The 15513-nt window shown below is 44.7% G+C and carries 14 protein-coding genes; 8 read left to right on the forward strand and 6 right to left on the reverse strand.

Features of this window, described 5'->3' with window-relative positions:
• Positions 1-58: 58 nt before the first annotated feature.
• The 3 genes from J4227_01365 to J4227_01375 are packed head-to-tail and all read right to left on the reverse strand — an operon-like array spanning position 59 to position 6655.
• Complete coding sequence (locus tag J4227_01365) at positions 59-2221, reverse strand: hypothetical protein (GenBank protein ID MBS3109159.1); 2163 nt, start codon at positions 2219-2221, stop codon at positions 59-61.
• 5 nt (positions 2222-2226) lie between these two features.
• Positions 2227-5496 carry a hypothetical protein gene (locus J4227_01370; GenBank protein ID MBS3109160.1) on the reverse strand — a complete coding sequence of 1090 codons (3270 nt, stop codon included), beginning with the start codon at positions 5494-5496 and terminating at the stop codon, positions 2227-2229.
• Positions 5483-6655, reverse strand: a complete 1173-nt coding sequence (locus tag J4227_01375) for a hypothetical protein (GenBank protein ID MBS3109161.1) — start codon at positions 6653-6655, stop codon at positions 5483-5485. Before J4227_01375 ends, J4227_01370 begins: the two co-directional genes overlap by 14 nt.
• Positions 6656-7049: 394 nt before the next feature.
• Between J4227_01375 and J4227_01380 the strand changes: the two genes are divergently transcribed.
• The 6 genes from J4227_01380 to J4227_01405 all read left to right on the forward strand — a co-directional run bounded on the left by J4227_01380 (position 7050) and on the right by J4227_01405 (position 10351).
• Positions 7050-7220: a hypothetical protein gene (locus tag J4227_01380; GenBank protein ID MBS3109162.1), complete on the forward strand. Its 171-nt coding sequence runs from the start codon at positions 7050-7052 to the stop codon at positions 7218-7220.
• Positions 7217-7423: a ribbon-helix-helix protein, CopG family gene (locus J4227_01385; protein MBS3109163.1), complete on the forward strand. Its 207-nt coding sequence runs from the start codon at positions 7217-7219 to the stop codon at positions 7421-7423. Before J4227_01380 ends, J4227_01385 begins: the two co-directional genes overlap by 4 nt.
• Positions 7416-8333 carry a hypothetical protein gene (locus J4227_01390; protein ID MBS3109164.1) on the forward strand — a complete coding sequence of 306 codons (918 nt, stop codon included), beginning with the start codon at positions 7416-7418 and terminating at the stop codon, positions 8331-8333. The genes J4227_01385 and J4227_01390 overlap by 8 nt, the downstream gene beginning before the upstream one ends.
• A 10-nt stretch (positions 8334-8343) precedes the next feature.
• Positions 8344-9162 carry a hypothetical protein gene (locus tag J4227_01395; protein MBS3109165.1) on the forward strand — a complete coding sequence of 273 codons (819 nt, stop codon included), beginning with the start codon at positions 8344-8346 and terminating at the stop codon, positions 9160-9162.
• 11 nt (positions 9163-9173) lie between these two features.
• Complete coding sequence (locus J4227_01400) at positions 9174-10025, forward strand: hypothetical protein (GenBank protein MBS3109166.1); 852 nt, start codon at positions 9174-9176, stop codon at positions 10023-10025.
• A 62-nt stretch (positions 10026-10087) separates the two neighbouring features.
• Entirely contained in the window at positions 10088-10351 is a 264-nt protein-coding gene (locus J4227_01405) for a 50S ribosomal protein L35ae (protein ID MBS3109167.1), read from the forward strand.
• A gap of 45 nt (positions 10352-10396) precedes the next feature.
• Here the strand turns inward: J4227_01405 and J4227_01410 are convergent, their stop codons facing one another.
• Both J4227_01410 and J4227_01415 read right to left on the reverse strand, forming a co-directional pair.
• Positions 10397-11599, reverse strand: coding sequence for a tripartite tricarboxylate transporter permease (locus J4227_01410; GenBank protein MBS3109168.1), 1203 nt, complete (start codon positions 11597-11599; stop codon positions 10397-10399).
• 52 nt (positions 11600-11651) lie between these two features.
• Positions 11652-13490 carry a hypothetical protein gene (locus J4227_01415; protein ID MBS3109169.1) on the reverse strand — a complete coding sequence of 613 codons (1839 nt, stop codon included), beginning with the start codon at positions 13488-13490 and terminating at the stop codon, positions 11652-11654.
• Between the two features lie 96 nt (positions 13491-13586).
• On the opposite strand from J4227_01415, the gene J4227_01420 reads away from it, so the two are divergent.
• Positions 13587-14048: a hypothetical protein gene (locus J4227_01420; GenBank protein ID MBS3109170.1), complete on the forward strand. Its 462-nt coding sequence runs from the start codon at positions 13587-13589 to the stop codon at positions 14046-14048.
• An 83-nt stretch (positions 14049-14131) separates the two neighbouring features.
• On the opposite strand, the gene J4227_01425 is transcribed toward J4227_01420, so the two are convergent.
• Positions 14132-14497: a hypothetical protein gene (locus tag J4227_01425; GenBank protein MBS3109171.1), complete on the reverse strand. Its 366-nt coding sequence runs from the start codon at positions 14495-14497 to the stop codon at positions 14132-14134.
• A 137-nt stretch (positions 14498-14634) separates the two neighbouring features.
• Here J4227_01425 and J4227_01430 point away from each other — a divergent pair, with 137 nt between their 5' ends.
• Complete coding sequence (locus J4227_01430; protein MBS3109172.1) at positions 14635-15507, forward strand: DMT family transporter; 873 nt, start codon at positions 14635-14637, stop codon at positions 15505-15507.
• The last annotated feature ends 6 nt before the right edge of the window (positions 15508-15513 follow it).

Here is a 15513-nt window from a genome sequence, read left to right on the forward strand (position 1 = left end):
TTATTCACTTCTCATTTGTTTTTTCGGTTCTTTCTATCATTTTCTTACTAACACCTATTTATTTTTGTTGGATTACTTTGGATCCTTCAATTTGTGGGGAGGGACCAATAGGGGGTTTCTTTGCAATTTCATTTGCCTTTGCAACGGATTCCGGGATTATCTTTTCCATGGTTCCCGGTGTATTGATGCCTCCCTGTTGCCAGGCATTTCCAGCCTGTTCATTCACCTTGGCACTTTTTTCCATCTCCACCAACAGCTCTGTAAGCTTTTCTACGTCAAAATGCTCCTGTACCAATTTCCTGACATTTTCACCAACACTTGCGAAATGCACCTCAATTTTCTGAAGCAGGGCCACCAAATCCTCAATCATGGCAAACTTGTTTTGCAAATTCCTGTACATTTTGCCAAACTGGCCCCCTATGTCATCTGCGATCAATTTTATGTTTCGATATGCTTCAATCTGAACCCTCGCCACAATCGCTGCATCATGGTATTCATTCTGGGAAGTTGTTGCACCCATAAGCTGTCCAGCATATGCCTGCCATTTTCCGGCAAGTGAAAAATCACTTGATATTCTCTGGAGGCTTGGCACCCAATCACCTTTAGGCATTGCATCAAATTTTTTCCGGAATTCCCCCATGCCAAACCATCCATCAATCAGCATGAGCTCCAATTTTTTTGCGATGGGCTTCCAAGTCGCTATAAATTTTTTCTCCCTAGCATCAACTCTTTCAAGGAAGCTTTCAACCTGCCTTTTGCTGGAAGAAAGCCTCTCTTCAACAAGGGCCCGCATTGTGACTATCCCTTCAACCATGTCCTTTTCCAAAATATTGATCCTGGACTGCAGGATCTCCTCAATTGACTTTTCAACATTATTTGAAATCAGCATAAGCTGCTTTTTCCTGCTCAAGAACAAATTTCTCAATCCCTGCACCCCCTGTGAAAAAGCCTCCAGCACCTTTTCCTTGTTGTTCACTTCTGCAGCAATCACCGACTCAATCTCTTTCATCCAGGCCTGGATATCATCCCTGTGCCTTTGCCGGATTTCAACAATCTTATCAGCGACTTTTTGGTCTGCAAATTGTTTTATAATATATTGCGATTCAGCTTTGGCATTTCTGGCAACAGCCAGGAAATCCTTCCAGTCATTTTGCTGGTAGCCCTTGGCAATCAGGGCCTGCAGCCCCATCTTTGTTTTGCCATCTCTCCTGTCCACATAGGTGCCTGGTCCCAAATATCTGTATTTGTCAACATAAAACAGCAATTTCCTTATTGTCTGATCCTTTTTCAAGTCTTCTGCCAGCACATTATCCTTGAACTGCTGCAGCAGGCCTGAAAGAAGAGCCTTTACCCTATTGACATAATTAAACAATAATTGCACATACTGGCTTGTTGTCCCGGTCTCAGAGCTGAATTCTGCGAGCCATTTTTCCAATTGCAGGATAAATTCGTCAAGCAAAACAATTTCTTTTTCCACATTATCATATTTTCTCTGCATGTCCAGGACTGTTTTCAGTTTCCTGACAAGAATCGCATCATTTATCCTGTATTTTGCCTGGAGCTCCTGCTCAAGGTGCTGCACATAGACAAACAGATTTTCCCGGATATGCGGGGCATTCTGGTTGCCGGGCTTAAGATCCGCCTTATTCATTTCCCGCAATTCCTTCAACTGCTCCCTGAGATAGGCATTTTCTATACTGCTGATGACCTGAACCAATCTTGCAATGCGATTTGCCAGGGCAACATCAGGAACTCTTCTGATGCTCTCCATCAAAGGGCTGTTTCCGCTTTCCACTTCGTGCGAAAGCTCGTTCCTGAAATAGCCTGAAATTGTTTCCTCAGACTTTACCCTGAGCATGCTGTGCAATTTCAGCAGCAGAATAGCTTCATTTTGCTCTATACTCTTCAATTGTCTTATCTCATTTTCAAGAGGCCGGTCGTATCTGCCTATTTCCGGTGCCATGGCTTTCAGGTAGCTGATGAATTCCTGCGGGCTTGAATTGTAGTTTCTTTTCGCTTCCAGAACCATTCCTAGGCCAATTGTGGCCTTATGTGCCCTTATTGCCAGAGCAGGGTCTGTCAGTATGACTGGCAAATCATCGTTGGTTATCTGTTGCAAGAGGGTTTTCAAATGCTCTTCCAACTCCCTTCTCCTGTCTTCATACATCTTTGTCAATTCAGGCCATCCCATTCTGGCTCCCTTTTCTTTTGTTTCGGCCATATTAATCACTTAGGTGCCTCCTGTTTTGCCGGATTCAGCGACTCGTCGCTGTAATAAATGCCTGGCTCTGGCCCACCGGAATCCTTTACAAACCATGACAAATATTCATTAACTATGTGCTCATCCTGTATGGTGTTCTCAAAGTAAAACTTAAGGAACTTGGATATTCCCAATGTGCTGATTCCAGGATAAGGTGTGGTGTATTCATAACTGCGAATTGCTTCGTTGCTTGTTTCGTAAAATCTTTTTCGGCCAAGGAACTGTACATGGTAACGTGCAGGATTCTTGAAATATTCCAAGTCAACAGCCGGATGGGAAATATCAGGGAACTCAACTCTGCCATTACTTATGGCCTTCCTGACGTTTCTAAAGGCCCTTCCTTCAGCATCTCCATGCAGGAAAGCATGCTCATAGTCTGAGAATGTTCTGCTCGCGCCTCTGTAAGTGCCATATCTAAGCTCTTCAATCCATCCAATCCACTCAATGTCAAGGTACTTCAGTGGATTTGTGAACTTCTCAAACCATGAAATTGTCGGCATCCTATATTCGTCACCTTCAAACACTGGCTTGACTCCCCTGATATAAGGCTGGCCATGATTTCGCCTGAGCCATTCCTTTGCATCTGCCACAGTCCTGTACTTGCCAGTCAAAGCTCCCATGTTAATTTCATTCAAATCATCAAGGAAGTAGCCGTCCCAGCTAACTTCATCCCTATCCTTGACACTTTTCAATTCTTCCACTTCTTCTGCAGCCTCTTCTTCAACTTGCTCAAGGGCTTCCCCTCTCTCGTCAGCCCTGAATGTCTCCATATTATTTTCTGATGTCCTTCTTCTTATATCTTGCATGAGATTCTCGCGCAGATCTGCCTCTTCTCTCCACTTTATACCATCAACGGGCACAGGATGCACCTTGACTGTGTTAAGCCCTGGGCGATGCGCTTCTCTTCCTTCATCGTCACCTGTCACTTTTTCAAATGTGAAGTCAAAATAATAAACAGGCGCGCTGTTGCGGGCCATTAAGTATGTGTGCGTGTACATGCCACAGTATGCATACTGATCGGCAACCAGCTTTCTTCGTGCATTAACCCGTATCAGCAGTCCGTATTTTCTCATGGCTTCAATATATTCCTTGTATTTGCCCGTGATATTCGGGACAATAGACTGCCTGAAATCACGCAAGACCCTCTCCTTGATGTTGGTGGCTCTCGCAGTGACTTCTGTAGCTTCAGAGCCAGTCCTTAACTGGGAAAGAGTCAGCTCGGACTGCAGCCTTTGGAGCAGTGAGAATGTATACCTGAATGTCTGAGTCGCCCCTTTTATGTTGGAGGTATTACCATAATTCAGGTATTTTGAATCGCCATCCACTTCATCATAATAAAAATTCTTGTATTTCATGAATTTGACATTGAACATCCTAAACCTTCTCCTGAAATCATCTGCGTCGATGTTTGTCGGGCTCAAAGGCTGGGTTTCATCAATCTTCTTAACCGGGAACACTTCGCATCTTGGTCCTGATTCGAATAGCACAATCTGAGTCCTGAACCTGTTCTGGGACGTATCTTTGCCAAGCCTTGCACTGTTTGGCCTTGGGACCCCTTCCTGGCCGTATATCTTCCTCATCAGCTCATAATTCTGAATTACTGCGCCGTGCTTGCCCTTGAAAACCTGCAGCCTGAGGAGATAATTCATGAGAGTGAACAGCTTTTCCCTGTTATGCAGGAATTCCAATGGGAAAGTGTTTCCTGGCTCATAACCGCCGGTTAATCCGAATTTTGTCAAGGCACGACCCGTTGGATCATTAATCCCCCTTAACCCTCTTCCAACATGGCGCCAGGCCCACCTCTTCAAATCTTCCATTATTCGGCGCCAGCCCTTGTTTTCCTTATGTGCCTTATCGCCTGATTTCGTTGCCATGCCTGCACCAATCGCCACGATGAAAAGCAACCCGCCAAACACCCAGGCAGAGAACGGCGCTATTGCATCTGCTGTAGAATCCTGGGCGCCACTCTTGAACCACCACCATCCCGCGGCTCCCAATAAAAGCACAATCCCCACCCTGATGGCCATCTTAGTCCTGTCATTCTGAATCCCATCTGTCTTGCTGTAGCCAATATATCCAGCCACACCCAGCGCCAAAAGAATAACAGAGCCTGTCAAAATCTGGCCATTGAACAATCCTGCAATTATGTCAAATGGAATTGCAGTGAATGCATACTCTTCAAAGGCAAGGTCAGCAAGCCATTCAGTGAGAAGGGACGCGAACAAAATATTGATCCATGCCCACTTATCCTTGAAGGTGTCCTGCGCTTTCATTCCCTTGTAAATTACAAGACCAAACAGCACTTCACCAAAGAACACAGCGCTCTTGACAGTAATCCCATTATTGGCTATTGCTGATCCGGCAAGTATAGCAATGGTCCACTGTATTAATTTGAAATCAGTCCCAATTTTCCATGATGTCAGGAAGAAATATACAAGCAGGCTCAAGCCTATGAAAATGAAAATCTGCCTGCCCCGCAGTATTCCAAAGCCCTCGAAATTGGTGCTTTCGGTTGTCAGGTCAGGGGAGTACGATGTTGATACCCCTCTTTGTGCATTTTCCAGTGTTTCTACGGTATAGCAATACCTGCCTGATGTCAGGCTGTCTCCCTCCCTGTTCTGGACAACGCAATTGGCGTCCCCGAGGAGATAATACCTGATCTCTATGAGGCTATCCTGTTCCCATATGTACTTGTAAGTCTTTTCATCATATGGCTTGCCTCCGGTAAATGGCCCAAGTGCAATCGTTGATGCAATAAGCAGGGCAACAGCAAAGATTCCAAAGTTGCCCCATTTTCCAGTCATCTTTTGCTTAACCTGCGGGATGAACTGGGCAACCACCATAATGAATCCGGTAATCAAGCCAAGATTGACAAGAACCTTCAGATGCAGGATGTTGCTTACCCATCCCATCTTCCAGATGTAATTGGCCTTCAAATCCGGGTTCATGAATGCAAGCAGGACAGCGAATGCAACAACCCCTAGCTGCAGCATATTCCTGTACCTGTCTTCTTTAACCTCCATCAATGCAGCCCCGGCCAATAGAAGCGCAGCTATTATCGCAGCGTTGATTCCGGCATACTTGTATTTTGCAACAGCTCCCTGGATTCCGGTTGTCGCAGAATTGAGGGCATCCCCTATCTGCGCAGATGCAAGCCCAATTGATACAAGCGCTATTGCAGCAATAACAAGAAGCATTGCCCACTTCGCATTCCTGGCAGATTCAGTGCTGCTCATTTAGCACCTCCTCTGCTTTTTTCAGGATTTCATCAGAAGGAATTTCATTGAATTCATAGCCGGAATAGGCAAGCTTAATCCATTTTTTCAAAATCGGCTCTGAAAAAGCATATTTGTTGTCCCTCTTCACCAAAATGTCAGCCTGCATCATCCTTTCCAAAAGGCTTTTTGTTACAGGGGCGCTCCTGTAGATACGCCTTGAAATTTCTGTCAGCCTTGGCTCCCTAAGGAAAGCAAGAATCTTGACAACAGTCTTTGGCATTGCCTCTCCGCGGGCGCGATAAAGATAATCATTCAGCATTGACTCAAGGTGCAAAAAAACCGAGGAATTTTTCAGAGTCATCTCAATCAAAAAGGACTTTTTGACATCATGCGTCTCGGAATACCTATTTGCAATGGCATGAACCAGGAAAGGAATGCCTTCAGAAATCGCATGAATCTCATCAGCAACTTTATTGTCTGCTTTGCCAATAATCTTCCCAACCAATTCCTGGGTTTCGGCCTGGCTCAGACCATATACCCGCTCCTGTGCAAAATTCCTAAGGGATTTTTCCAGCAGCACCCTGCCAGAACTGGCCACAAGGTATGAAACATTCCTGCTGCTGAGCGGAATCAGGGACAAAACATCCCTGACCTGGCTGAAATTATTGAGATCAAAAATGTTCTCAAAGTCATCCAGAAGCATGACAACTTTCTTCCCTGATTTTTTTGAAATTTCGTCAGCAAACCCAAAAGCCCTTTGCAGCATTGCCTTTTGGTCCGGTTTTATTTTTTGCAGCTCGTTACTCAAGAAGTCGACTGTATCAGCAGCATTTTTTCCGAGCCTGTCCTTAATGGAAAGAAGATGGGAAATATCCTGGAATTTTACGTAGTCCTGAGAAATGGCGCCCAGGAACCAGAAGCTGATACCGCCAATAAGTTCGACAGAAAAGTTTTCAGGGGGTGTGCTTGTTCTGTTTAGGCCAATATAGACCGGCAATAGATCGTGATGCTTGTCCAGCTTATCCTTGATCTCCCATAAAAGGGTTGTCTTGCCCGCGTACTTCGGCCCAACTATGGCGGTGTTTTTTCCTTGTCTTGCATATTCACTCAGTTTGTCTGAGTAGAACCTTCTGCCGACATGGTGCTTCTGGTTTCTTGGGTTAGCCAAAAAAAACATGCTGTCACTTTGTTGCTGCGTTTGCTGTAATATTAATTATTCCAATTGGACTATAATCAAATTAGTATACTATTATATAAAACTTTTGTTTCTGTGATTTTGGCACACCCGTCCAAATTTGCCAGTCATTTTGTATCTTATACAAAATGGAATATATTCTGATTAGTATAGATTATATATTTAAATTTTATTATTGTAGAAAACATATATTTTTTATTCCAATTGGTATATATTCTAATTAAGATAGTATTTATAATTTTCCTTTTAAATACAATCTTCTCATTATTTTATTACTTATCGAGAGTAACAAAACGAAAAGCTTAAATACTGGTAGTACGATATACTACTAAATACACTACTTTATGGTACTGACATTTGTTGGGGTGTGCGCAACATGAAACCAGCTGCTGAAAAAATCAGCATTAGCCTTGAATTTGAGACTGTTTCTAAACTACTTGCAAGGCTGGCCAAGCATCGGAACAGATTCCCCACAAAGAGCCATATCATAAGGCATGCAGTGCACGAATTTCTGAATCCGGACAAAAATGAGGGGGATGCGTCATGAAATTGAAGATGAGCATTACCCTGGACAATGAAACATTAAAACTCATTGAGGAGCAGGTAAATTCGCAGAGATTCAGGAACAAGAGCCACGCAATTGAATTCGCAGTAAGAAAACTTCTGGAGCAAAAAATTGGCGATGCCAAAGGCACTGCGAAATCGCAAAAGTCGCTAAATGCCTATCTGGAGGGTGATAGCCATGGCTAGCAGCAAACCCTCTGACCTGGGCGAACTTGTAAACCAGCAACAGGCACCTCCATCAAGCCATAAAGCCGGCGGCCTGGAAAAGGAAATACAGAATGAGCCCACTGACAGTGGATGGAATTTCAAGCAGGTTGCAAAAGATGTTGCCAAATTCTCACCTTTTGCCATTTTCAACTACCTTGCATCCGGCGGCCTTGCCTACTTAACAGGCGGAGCCAGCTTCCTCAGCTCAACAGCTTCCTTGATGTCACCTATTGGCTATATGTTTGGCAGGCTAATAGAGAACAGGAAGGCCAAAAAGAAAACAACATGGTACCAGATGCGAAAAGAACTCGGCACTGGCAATTTTGTGGGGAATCTTGCTTACTGGGTCTACCAGATCCCGGAATTCCTCAATATTTCAACAGCCACGTGGGGAGGCAAGATACTCAGGAGCCTGTCGTTCAATCCAGGAATGCTCATGCCCTTTATTGCACTTTACCAAACCGCTGTCTATCTTCGTGATAAAATCGGGACAAGGAACGCGCTTAAGGGATTATACAATGGAAAAATCTTCAGCTACATCAAAGAAGCATATCGCAATAAACTCAAGAAGGATTACTGGTCTGATGTAACAAAGACCTTTGCGACCCTGTTCCCAATCCACCTATACAGCCTCAATTTCGTTAAAATGCCTGCACTGCGTGTGGGCATTGGCGCGATGAATGATATACTTTTCAGATTAATAGCCGGCAGGCCAGAGGGAAATGGCCAGCAGCTGAAAAATCAAAAGGTCGAAACTGAGCAGCCTGTCCGGGCAAAATATGAGCCGCTGGGCAAGTACAAGGGCTTCAAGGAAAAGCTGGACCACTTTTTCAGGGCGCCAGGATACGAGCCCTTCAGCTACCAGCCGGCTATGAAGGGTGCACATTGAGTGAGTTACCATGGCAGATGAAGAACACAACCAAAACCTGGAGCATGAAGTGAATAACCAGGAAAGCAAGGGCTTCATGAAAAAAGCCATTGACACAACATTCAATTTAGCGGTAGCTGGCGGGGCTACAGCCCTGGGGCTTGCAACAGTCGGGCCTGTTGCACCAATTGTTGCTGCATCATTTGGAGGCGGCGGCCTGATTGGCGGCCTTATTGCCAGAAAAAAGAACAAGGAAAACAGGAAGCCAATATCAGAGATTGTAAACTCCTCCCTGAAAACATACTCCGCAGTCAACACTGTCTTTTACCCAATGACTCTGCTTGGCAATGCAACATACCCTGTCGCGGCAAACCTGGGCGCACAGGCATTCGGAACAGGAATAGGAGAATACCTCGGCAGATCAGCCTGGGCACTAACTGGATTCAACGGCGCATTTGTAGGATTGTTCAAGGGGGCGTACCACCTTTTCGACAAAAAATTCAATCCCAAAGGAATAGGAAAGAGTATAGCTGATGGTTATGGGTCATTGGCAACCAGAATAGGGACTGTATTCGCGCCAGGCTATATCCTCGCGGCGAATGGAATACCGGACCTCAGCATTGGGCCATACACAGCGCCGACTTTTGCAGTAAATGCATTGCCAGTGGGAATCTACAACGAAATTAATCCGCCTGGCCAGGCCAAGGAAGAAAAAAAGCCTGATTTCAGGTCCGCGGCATCCCAGATTTCACCCCAGCAGCTCCAGCAATACCAAAATCTGCTTGCACAGAATCCGGGATTGGCCAAACAGCTTGCGCAGCAATATCGGGCATCGCCTGCTCCTGCATAGGGAAAAGCAAAATGGCAGACCAACATCCACCACAAGAAGTGAAACATGATGACGAAAAAAAGATAGCGGAAGCTGCGAAGAAGCAAGAAGCGCAGAAAAAAGCAGCAGAGAAACAGGCAAGGCAGGCAGCAAAACATTCTGCAGAGAGCCCAGCGGCCGATTCCCGCTCCAGACAGAATTTGGAATCAAGGGTCAATCACACCATCCTTGAGAATTTAGGAATTGGAATGTTGGATGGAGCCAAGGTAGTGGCCAAGCCATTATATACTGCAGGCTGGATGACTGGCGGCGGACTCGTCAGCTATGCACTTGCCGGGCTGAGCCCATTTATCCTCGGCGGCGGCCTTGCAACAGGACGCTTTTTCCTGAACAGGGCAGCAAACAAGCCGTTTACTTTCAAGGATTTCAGAAAGGAATACGCAAAGGGGCTATTCAGTGGACTTTTATACTATCCTGCAGCAGTTGACATTAGCGCTACACCCTCAATTCCAATAAAGCTCCTGAAATTTTTTGGATATGGCGCGCCAACTTTCATGGCAGCTGACAATTTCGTGGACCATTTCTACCAGAAGTACCAGACACCATCAAGTCTGATTAGTGAGGTTAAAAAAAGGCCAATCGCGAAAATTGTCGGTGAAGGAATTGCCGACACAATCTCTGAAACCCCTGTCAGCTACTACAACTGGGTCAAGCAGACCAAAGGCATACTCCCGGCAATTGTTGCTGCAAACTGGAGTGCATCATACCCCATGGAAGCGAAGTATGGTGTCTCTGTCGGCACTGCATCTGCTTACAGGTATTTCACTTCAAAGGAAGCCATTGCAGCAAGGGATAGTGCAAAGAACAATAAGGCAGTGCATTAGGATAGGCATATCTCTTTACCCTATGGCAAGCTTTAAAAACACCCCTTTTTTCCATTAGCACCATGAAAGGCGTAATTGTAAATTTCAGGGGAGGCAAGCACACGCAGACAAACAACCAGATGGTTGTGCTGCCAGAAGGTGTGACATCCAAGGACAAGGCTGTTTCGCTAATAGGCAAAAGCGCTGTCTGGACCTCGGCCGGGAAGAACAAGAAGGACATCAAAGGCAAGATAACCAATGTCCATGGCAGAAATGGCGCAGTCAGGGTTGTATTTGAAAAGGGCATGCCTGGCCAGTCTGTTGGGCAAAGGGTTGAAATTAAATAGCAATAGCAGCCTCCGATTTCTCGTATCAGTCAATTTCCATATCAGTTAAACCAGAAAATAAACCATGACAGGCACTGTGAGGCATGCCATTGCATGTGTTCTCGAGATTTTCTTGATGGCAGGAATCAGCCCAATGGCAGTCGATACGATCATCACAACCAGTCCCAGAATGCCGGTCAGTGCCAATCCGATGAGGGCAATGAATGCTATTATTGTCCAGACTACTTTTTTATAGGGCATTTTTGTCATAAGCGATGAAAAGACTTTTGCAACTGCAAGGCTCAGCCAAACTCCGATGCTGGCTGCTATTAATGCGGATGCAAGCATAAGCATGATGTCATTCATCTCCATCCTCCCCATCATTTCAGCCAGAGCCACCACAACCCCATTCCTTGCCTTGCTTATTGTGTAATATGTGGCGAGTGATAGAACAAAGTTGACCATGCCTATTGCGCCCATTAAAATCATAAATCCATGGTCGCCGAGCTTTCTGGTAATTTGCATTGAGATTACTGCTGCAGTGGATGCGCCAATGCCAGGAAGGACTGCCGTGATAAAGCCTGAAAACTGGCCTGACAGAAGCGCTTTCACACCTTTTTTCCAATCAATGTCAATTTTACTGCTTGTTTTTTGCGGAGGTATTTCCTGGTTGTCATTCAGGCTGATTAGAAGCGTGGATATCCCGAAAAGGCCGGAAAGCATTGGAAAAAGCGGGTCTTCCAGCATAGGCATGTCCAGTACAATCATGCCAAGCAGGCCCGAGAGCAAAACAACAATTATTGCCCATATAAGGTTTTTCTCCCTGATCACCATAAATACCAGAATTACCAGCAAGAAATACCCAATATACTCCACAATATAATCATAAATCTCCCCTATCAGCGCAATGGCAATGGGAAAAAGCGCTAAGCTTAGCAACAGGGCAAAATAGTTTCCAACAACAGTGAGCTTAATAGCCATATAGCCATTCCCCTGCAATAAGTATCGATGCCCGGGCAAAACACCCAATGCTGTGTTGGAATCAGGCGCGCCAAGGTAAATGGACGGGACAGCATCCAAAAAAACATGCGTTATTGACATTGCCACAAGAAATACGGCAATGTCCATCAATGTGAAGAAGGCAAGCAATTTTCTGTGAATTGCCAGAATGAAGACACTTACCAAATTGACATGAATGCCCGGTGTAAGGCCTGTTATTATCCCAGCAAGAATCCCAATAACCAACGCTAAGACAGTTTGCCAAATCATCCTCAATTAATCCTATAAAAATTCTAATGATTAACTGCTTTTCAGCCGAAAACTATCCGGAGATTTGAGCAATATCCTGCCTGGAGCTTAGCAAATCATCGCATTCTTTTCTGATCATTAATGCGGTTTCATGCAAATCCACCTGGAATCCTGCAAGGTCATTCTTAAGATTGGCAACCTCATTGGAATTTAATGCTTTGTCATATGTTTTGGACTTTCTTTCAACTAGCTCGATGTATATATTGCCGCATGGAACAACATTCCTTTGCACAGACAACAGCAAGTCCTTTGCCTGATTTGTATAGCCCATACTGGTGCCATCGACATTTATCACTTCGTTCCGGATTTGGTAATCGTAGATAACACCATAGCCTGATTCCACAACATCTCCAGTTTGATTTTCATAGGGCAGCTTATAAATTTCATTCTTGGATACATTATGGCTTCCGTAAAATAACTCCTTTGTGACTCCTGGTCTGAACTCAGGCTTAGCCTGGATTGATTTTTCCAATTCATCGATATTCCTTTTTATCCATTGGGAATCATTGGCCTCATTCAGGCGCATAAATCCCACTAAATCTGCACTTTCCATCAATGTCAGGTTTGTTTGGTTGGTAATCACAAGCCTAATGTCCTGGGTGCCAAATGAGCTGTAGGTGTTTTTGTCCTCCCTCATGAAAATTATCCGCTTTCCCATCACCTTATTTATGAATTCCTCAACAGCCAGGCGATGGCTGCAATCCTTGCAGGATACCGAAGTCCCGAGCGGGCACTTATCAACGATTTCCACAGCACGCGGCAGAATATCATCGATGTCAGTTCTAAACTGGTTCACTGCACTGAGGGACGCATATCTCTCAGAATAAAAATAATTATTTTTCACAGCCCATTCAGGGGATAGCCTCAGGTAGAGATCCTCACTGCAATAAATATTGAAATTGTGGAATATCACCCCCTCATTTTCAGATGTTTTCCAATATCCAACCTTTTCATTGATCCGGCCCCTGCTGGTCTGATAATCCTCTTCTTCCAGCGTCACTTCCCAAGTACCGGCAGGCAGTATTCCCTCCTTCGGCCTTGGAAAAAAATGGAATGCCGCAAATTCCTGGTAATTTCTCAATATTGCAGCTGGATTATTTATTTTGGCCATCTGCACAATCCCATTTTCGAAGTAAATGCTTGTAACCTGGCTTCTCAGGTCGAATTCTTCTGTCCATTCACCCTGACCGTAGACTATCTCAACAATTGCCTTTAGGGACTCGGGAGTTATGCAGCTGCCGCAATCTGTGAAGCAGGCCCCGCATTTTTCACCCTGCTCGCAAATATCATTGCCGCAGCACGGGACAATAGGCTGGTGCGCACAAACATAATCGGTTTCAGGGCTGCACACATCCTCAGTGCATTTGTTGTTGTCATTGCATTCACTCTGGCAGCTGCTCAGGCTTTGTGTTTTCTTTGCCAGCTCCAGCATCTGGGTCGTGAATGTGTTGTAGCGGTCGCAGATTCCATCCAAATTCAGATCTGTGCAGCAGAAATCCCCGAATTTAGTGTATCCTTCGTCACACCGCTCGCCTAAAAATTTGCTGTGCAAGTAATGGTCGCACCTGCAGTCGCAGAATTGCTGGCTTCCGATTGTATAAGCAGCAGATGTAACGCTGTCATATGCTTTTTTAAGGCAACCGCCAAGGCAGACCCCTTCGCAATCTGAGCTCGCAGAACAATTTCTGCATTGAACCTCAAATATGGTCTCACCCTCCCTGAGCACCATTATTGTGGCCAGCAGGGCAATAAGGGAAACAATGACTACATCAACCAAGATTTTTTTGCGCCTCTTTTTTTCCTCGTCCGGCGTCTCATCAAAAATACTCCTTCTCTTTTCATCCTCAGGCATAACCTTAATTATTTACGGCTTTATTTAAATATTGCCCTGATTTTGGACTCTGCCAAGATTGCAAAATTTTAATAACATACCTTCCATCATGGCCGTATGACCGGCAAGATAATGCTGCCCAAGGGCAAACCAATGCTTTTTTATTCGCTGCCTGTTTTGACTATTTTGATCATCGGCTTTCTTCTCTGGGCAAAACCAGGCATCACAGGGCTGGCAATTGCCGAGCCTCTTGCTCCTGAAAAAATAAAAGTGACTATCCATACAGCAGACAATGAGGTCCTGCCTGAGCTTGCACAAGTCACAGTCAGGATAGGCAATGATGCAAAAATTATCACAGCTGAGGAATTCGTACAGCTGTCTGGAGTGAATCCAGTGAGGGTACAATTGCTGGGTGAGGCAGATGCATATGGCTTTACTGGTGCAAACCAATACAGCATAACTCTTGAACAGCTCGGGTTTGCAGATAAGTACCTTTTTTCAAGAACAGATTTGGAGGCATCTGTGACTTTTGGCGGCTCAGTGCTCAGAACTGCGAAAATCACAATAGGGCCGGATTAATGCCGTTGCCATTTTTTGCCCCTGACCCATTTTTTAGTCATAACTTATATTTATTATACTTAGTTATATTTATTTTATTATATTTAGTCATAGCCTGTAATAATTATCTTTTCAGCTAATACCTCTAATTCATTCCCAAACCTTGCCATCTCACCTTTTACTTCAATATTGGTCCCATTGGGCATCTTTAGGCTGCCTTCACCCTCCTTGAAATACACAACTTTGTAAGCCTGTCCGTATCTTTCCTCTTTGACAGCATACTGGATAGTCTTGTCGGTTTCCCTTGAATTGATGACCGTTCCAGAGAGGGTTATTTGCTTGCCGAGAAAGCTTTCCGCCCTTCCACTTTCAACACTTGGCACTTCTGCTGAGGCGGAAACATAATAGAGCCATGCCAGTCCAAGAATCCCGGTAACCAGGCTCATTGCAAGGAGGTTGCCTTCATCCATGCTTTTTCTAGGTTGGCTAAAATTAATATTCCTTCCTGTGAAAATCAGACCATTCTTCCGGGCATATTGGAAAAGTTTTGGGCCTGTTGCCCATTTAATGCGAAAAATAAATAAATACCGCAATGCAAAATACAATGATGTCAGACCAAATTGGCGTAATTTTTGCAATCCTTGCCATGGTGCTTTGGGGTGCCGAAGAGCTGTTCCTGAAAAAAGCCATTGACGGATTGAAAAGCCTGACAGCTTATTTAATCAACACTCTTACCGGGGTGGTATTACAGGTTGCAATTGTGCTTTTCCTGTTCAGCGAAAAAATCAGGCTGCTAACTTTTCCTGAATTCTGGCTTGTCCTCCTCGCCAGCTTCATTGGGTTCCTGGGTTATGTTTTTTTATATCTGGCTCTTGAAAAACAGGAAGTTTCGCTTATTGCCTCGCTCGATGAAAGCTGGATCATTGTTTCGGTCTTGATTGCAATCATCTTTCTGGGTGAAAGGCTAAGCCTTGTCAATACACTGGCCATACTGGTCATTTTAGCTGGCGCAGCATTGGTAAGCCTGGATTTTTCCAAAATCAGGCGTATCAAGATGATATCTGGTGCAGGATACGAGTTCATTTCCCTTATTTTTATCGGCACTGTCGTGCCTTTGGAAAAGTTTGTGGTAGACAGGATTGGCGAAGCAAACGCAATTTTCTATTTGGTTATACTCGTTGTGCCAATGATTTTTGCCTGGAAGCTTTTTTTGCACCAGAAATTTGTCAGGCCTAACCCTAAAATGCTGGGGATTGCCATGCTATCAGGGATTTCAGACGGAATAGCATTTGTATTTTATTTGCTGGCTATAAACAGGGCAACAGTCTCCATTGTCGCGCCGATTGTGGCTTCAAGCCTTGTGGTCACTGTAATCCTTGCCAGAATATTCCTGAAAGAAAAAATGACTGAAAAGCAGATTGTTGGGACAGGCTTAATCATGGCAGGCGTTTTGGTCTTGTCTGTTCTTTTTGGAGGGTAAGCATTC

Source organism: Candidatus Woesearchaeota archaeon (assembly GCA_018303405.1).
Classification (GTDB): Archaea; Nanobdellota; Nanobdellia; order Woesearchaeales; family JABMPP01; genus JAGVYD01.

Coding starts and splice junctions, on each gene's coding strand:
- J4227_01365 (MBS3109159.1), bottom strand. CDS start 2,221: ATGGCCGAAACAAAAGAAAAGGGAGCCAGAATGGGATGGCCTGAATTG.
- J4227_01420 (MBS3109170.1), top strand. CDS start 13,587: ATGACCGGCAAGATAATGCTGCCCAAGGGCAAACCAATGCTTTTTTAT.
- J4227_01410 (MBS3109168.1), bottom strand. CDS start 11,599: ATGATTTGGCAAACTGTCTTAGCGTTGGTTATTGGGATTCTTGCTGGG.
- J4227_01375 (MBS3109161.1), bottom strand. CDS start 6,655: ATGTTTTTTTTGGCTAACCCAAGAAACCAGAAGCACCATGTCGGCAGA.
- J4227_01425 (MBS3109171.1), bottom strand. CDS start 14,497: ATGGATGAAGGCAACCTCCTTGCAATGAGCCTGGTTACCGGGATTCTT.
- J4227_01430 (MBS3109172.1), top strand. CDS start 14,635: ATGTCAGACCAAATTGGCGTAATTTTTGCAATCCTTGCCATGGTGCTT.
- J4227_01395 (MBS3109165.1), top strand. CDS start 8,344: ATGGCAGATGAAGAACACAACCAAAACCTGGAGCATGAAGTGAATAAC.
- J4227_01390 (MBS3109164.1), top strand. CDS start 7,416: ATGGCTAGCAGCAAACCCTCTGACCTGGGCGAACTTGTAAACCAGCAA.
- J4227_01385 (MBS3109163.1), top strand. CDS start 7,217: ATGAAATTGAAGATGAGCATTACCCTGGACAATGAAACATTAAAACTC.
- J4227_01380 (MBS3109162.1), top strand. CDS start 7,050: ATGAAACCAGCTGCTGAAAAAATCAGCATTAGCCTTGAATTTGAGACT.
- J4227_01400 (MBS3109166.1), top strand. CDS start 9,174: ATGGCAGACCAACATCCACCACAAGAAGTGAAACATGATGACGAAAAA.
- J4227_01415 (MBS3109169.1), bottom strand. CDS start 13,490: ATGCCTGAGGATGAAAAGAGAAGGAGTATTTTTGATGAGACGCCGGAC.
- J4227_01405 (MBS3109167.1), top strand. CDS start 10,088: ATGAAAGGCGTAATTGTAAATTTCAGGGGAGGCAAGCACACGCAGACA.
- J4227_01370 (MBS3109160.1), bottom strand. CDS start 5,496: ATGAGCAGCACTGAATCTGCCAGGAATGCGAAGTGGGCAATGCTTCTT.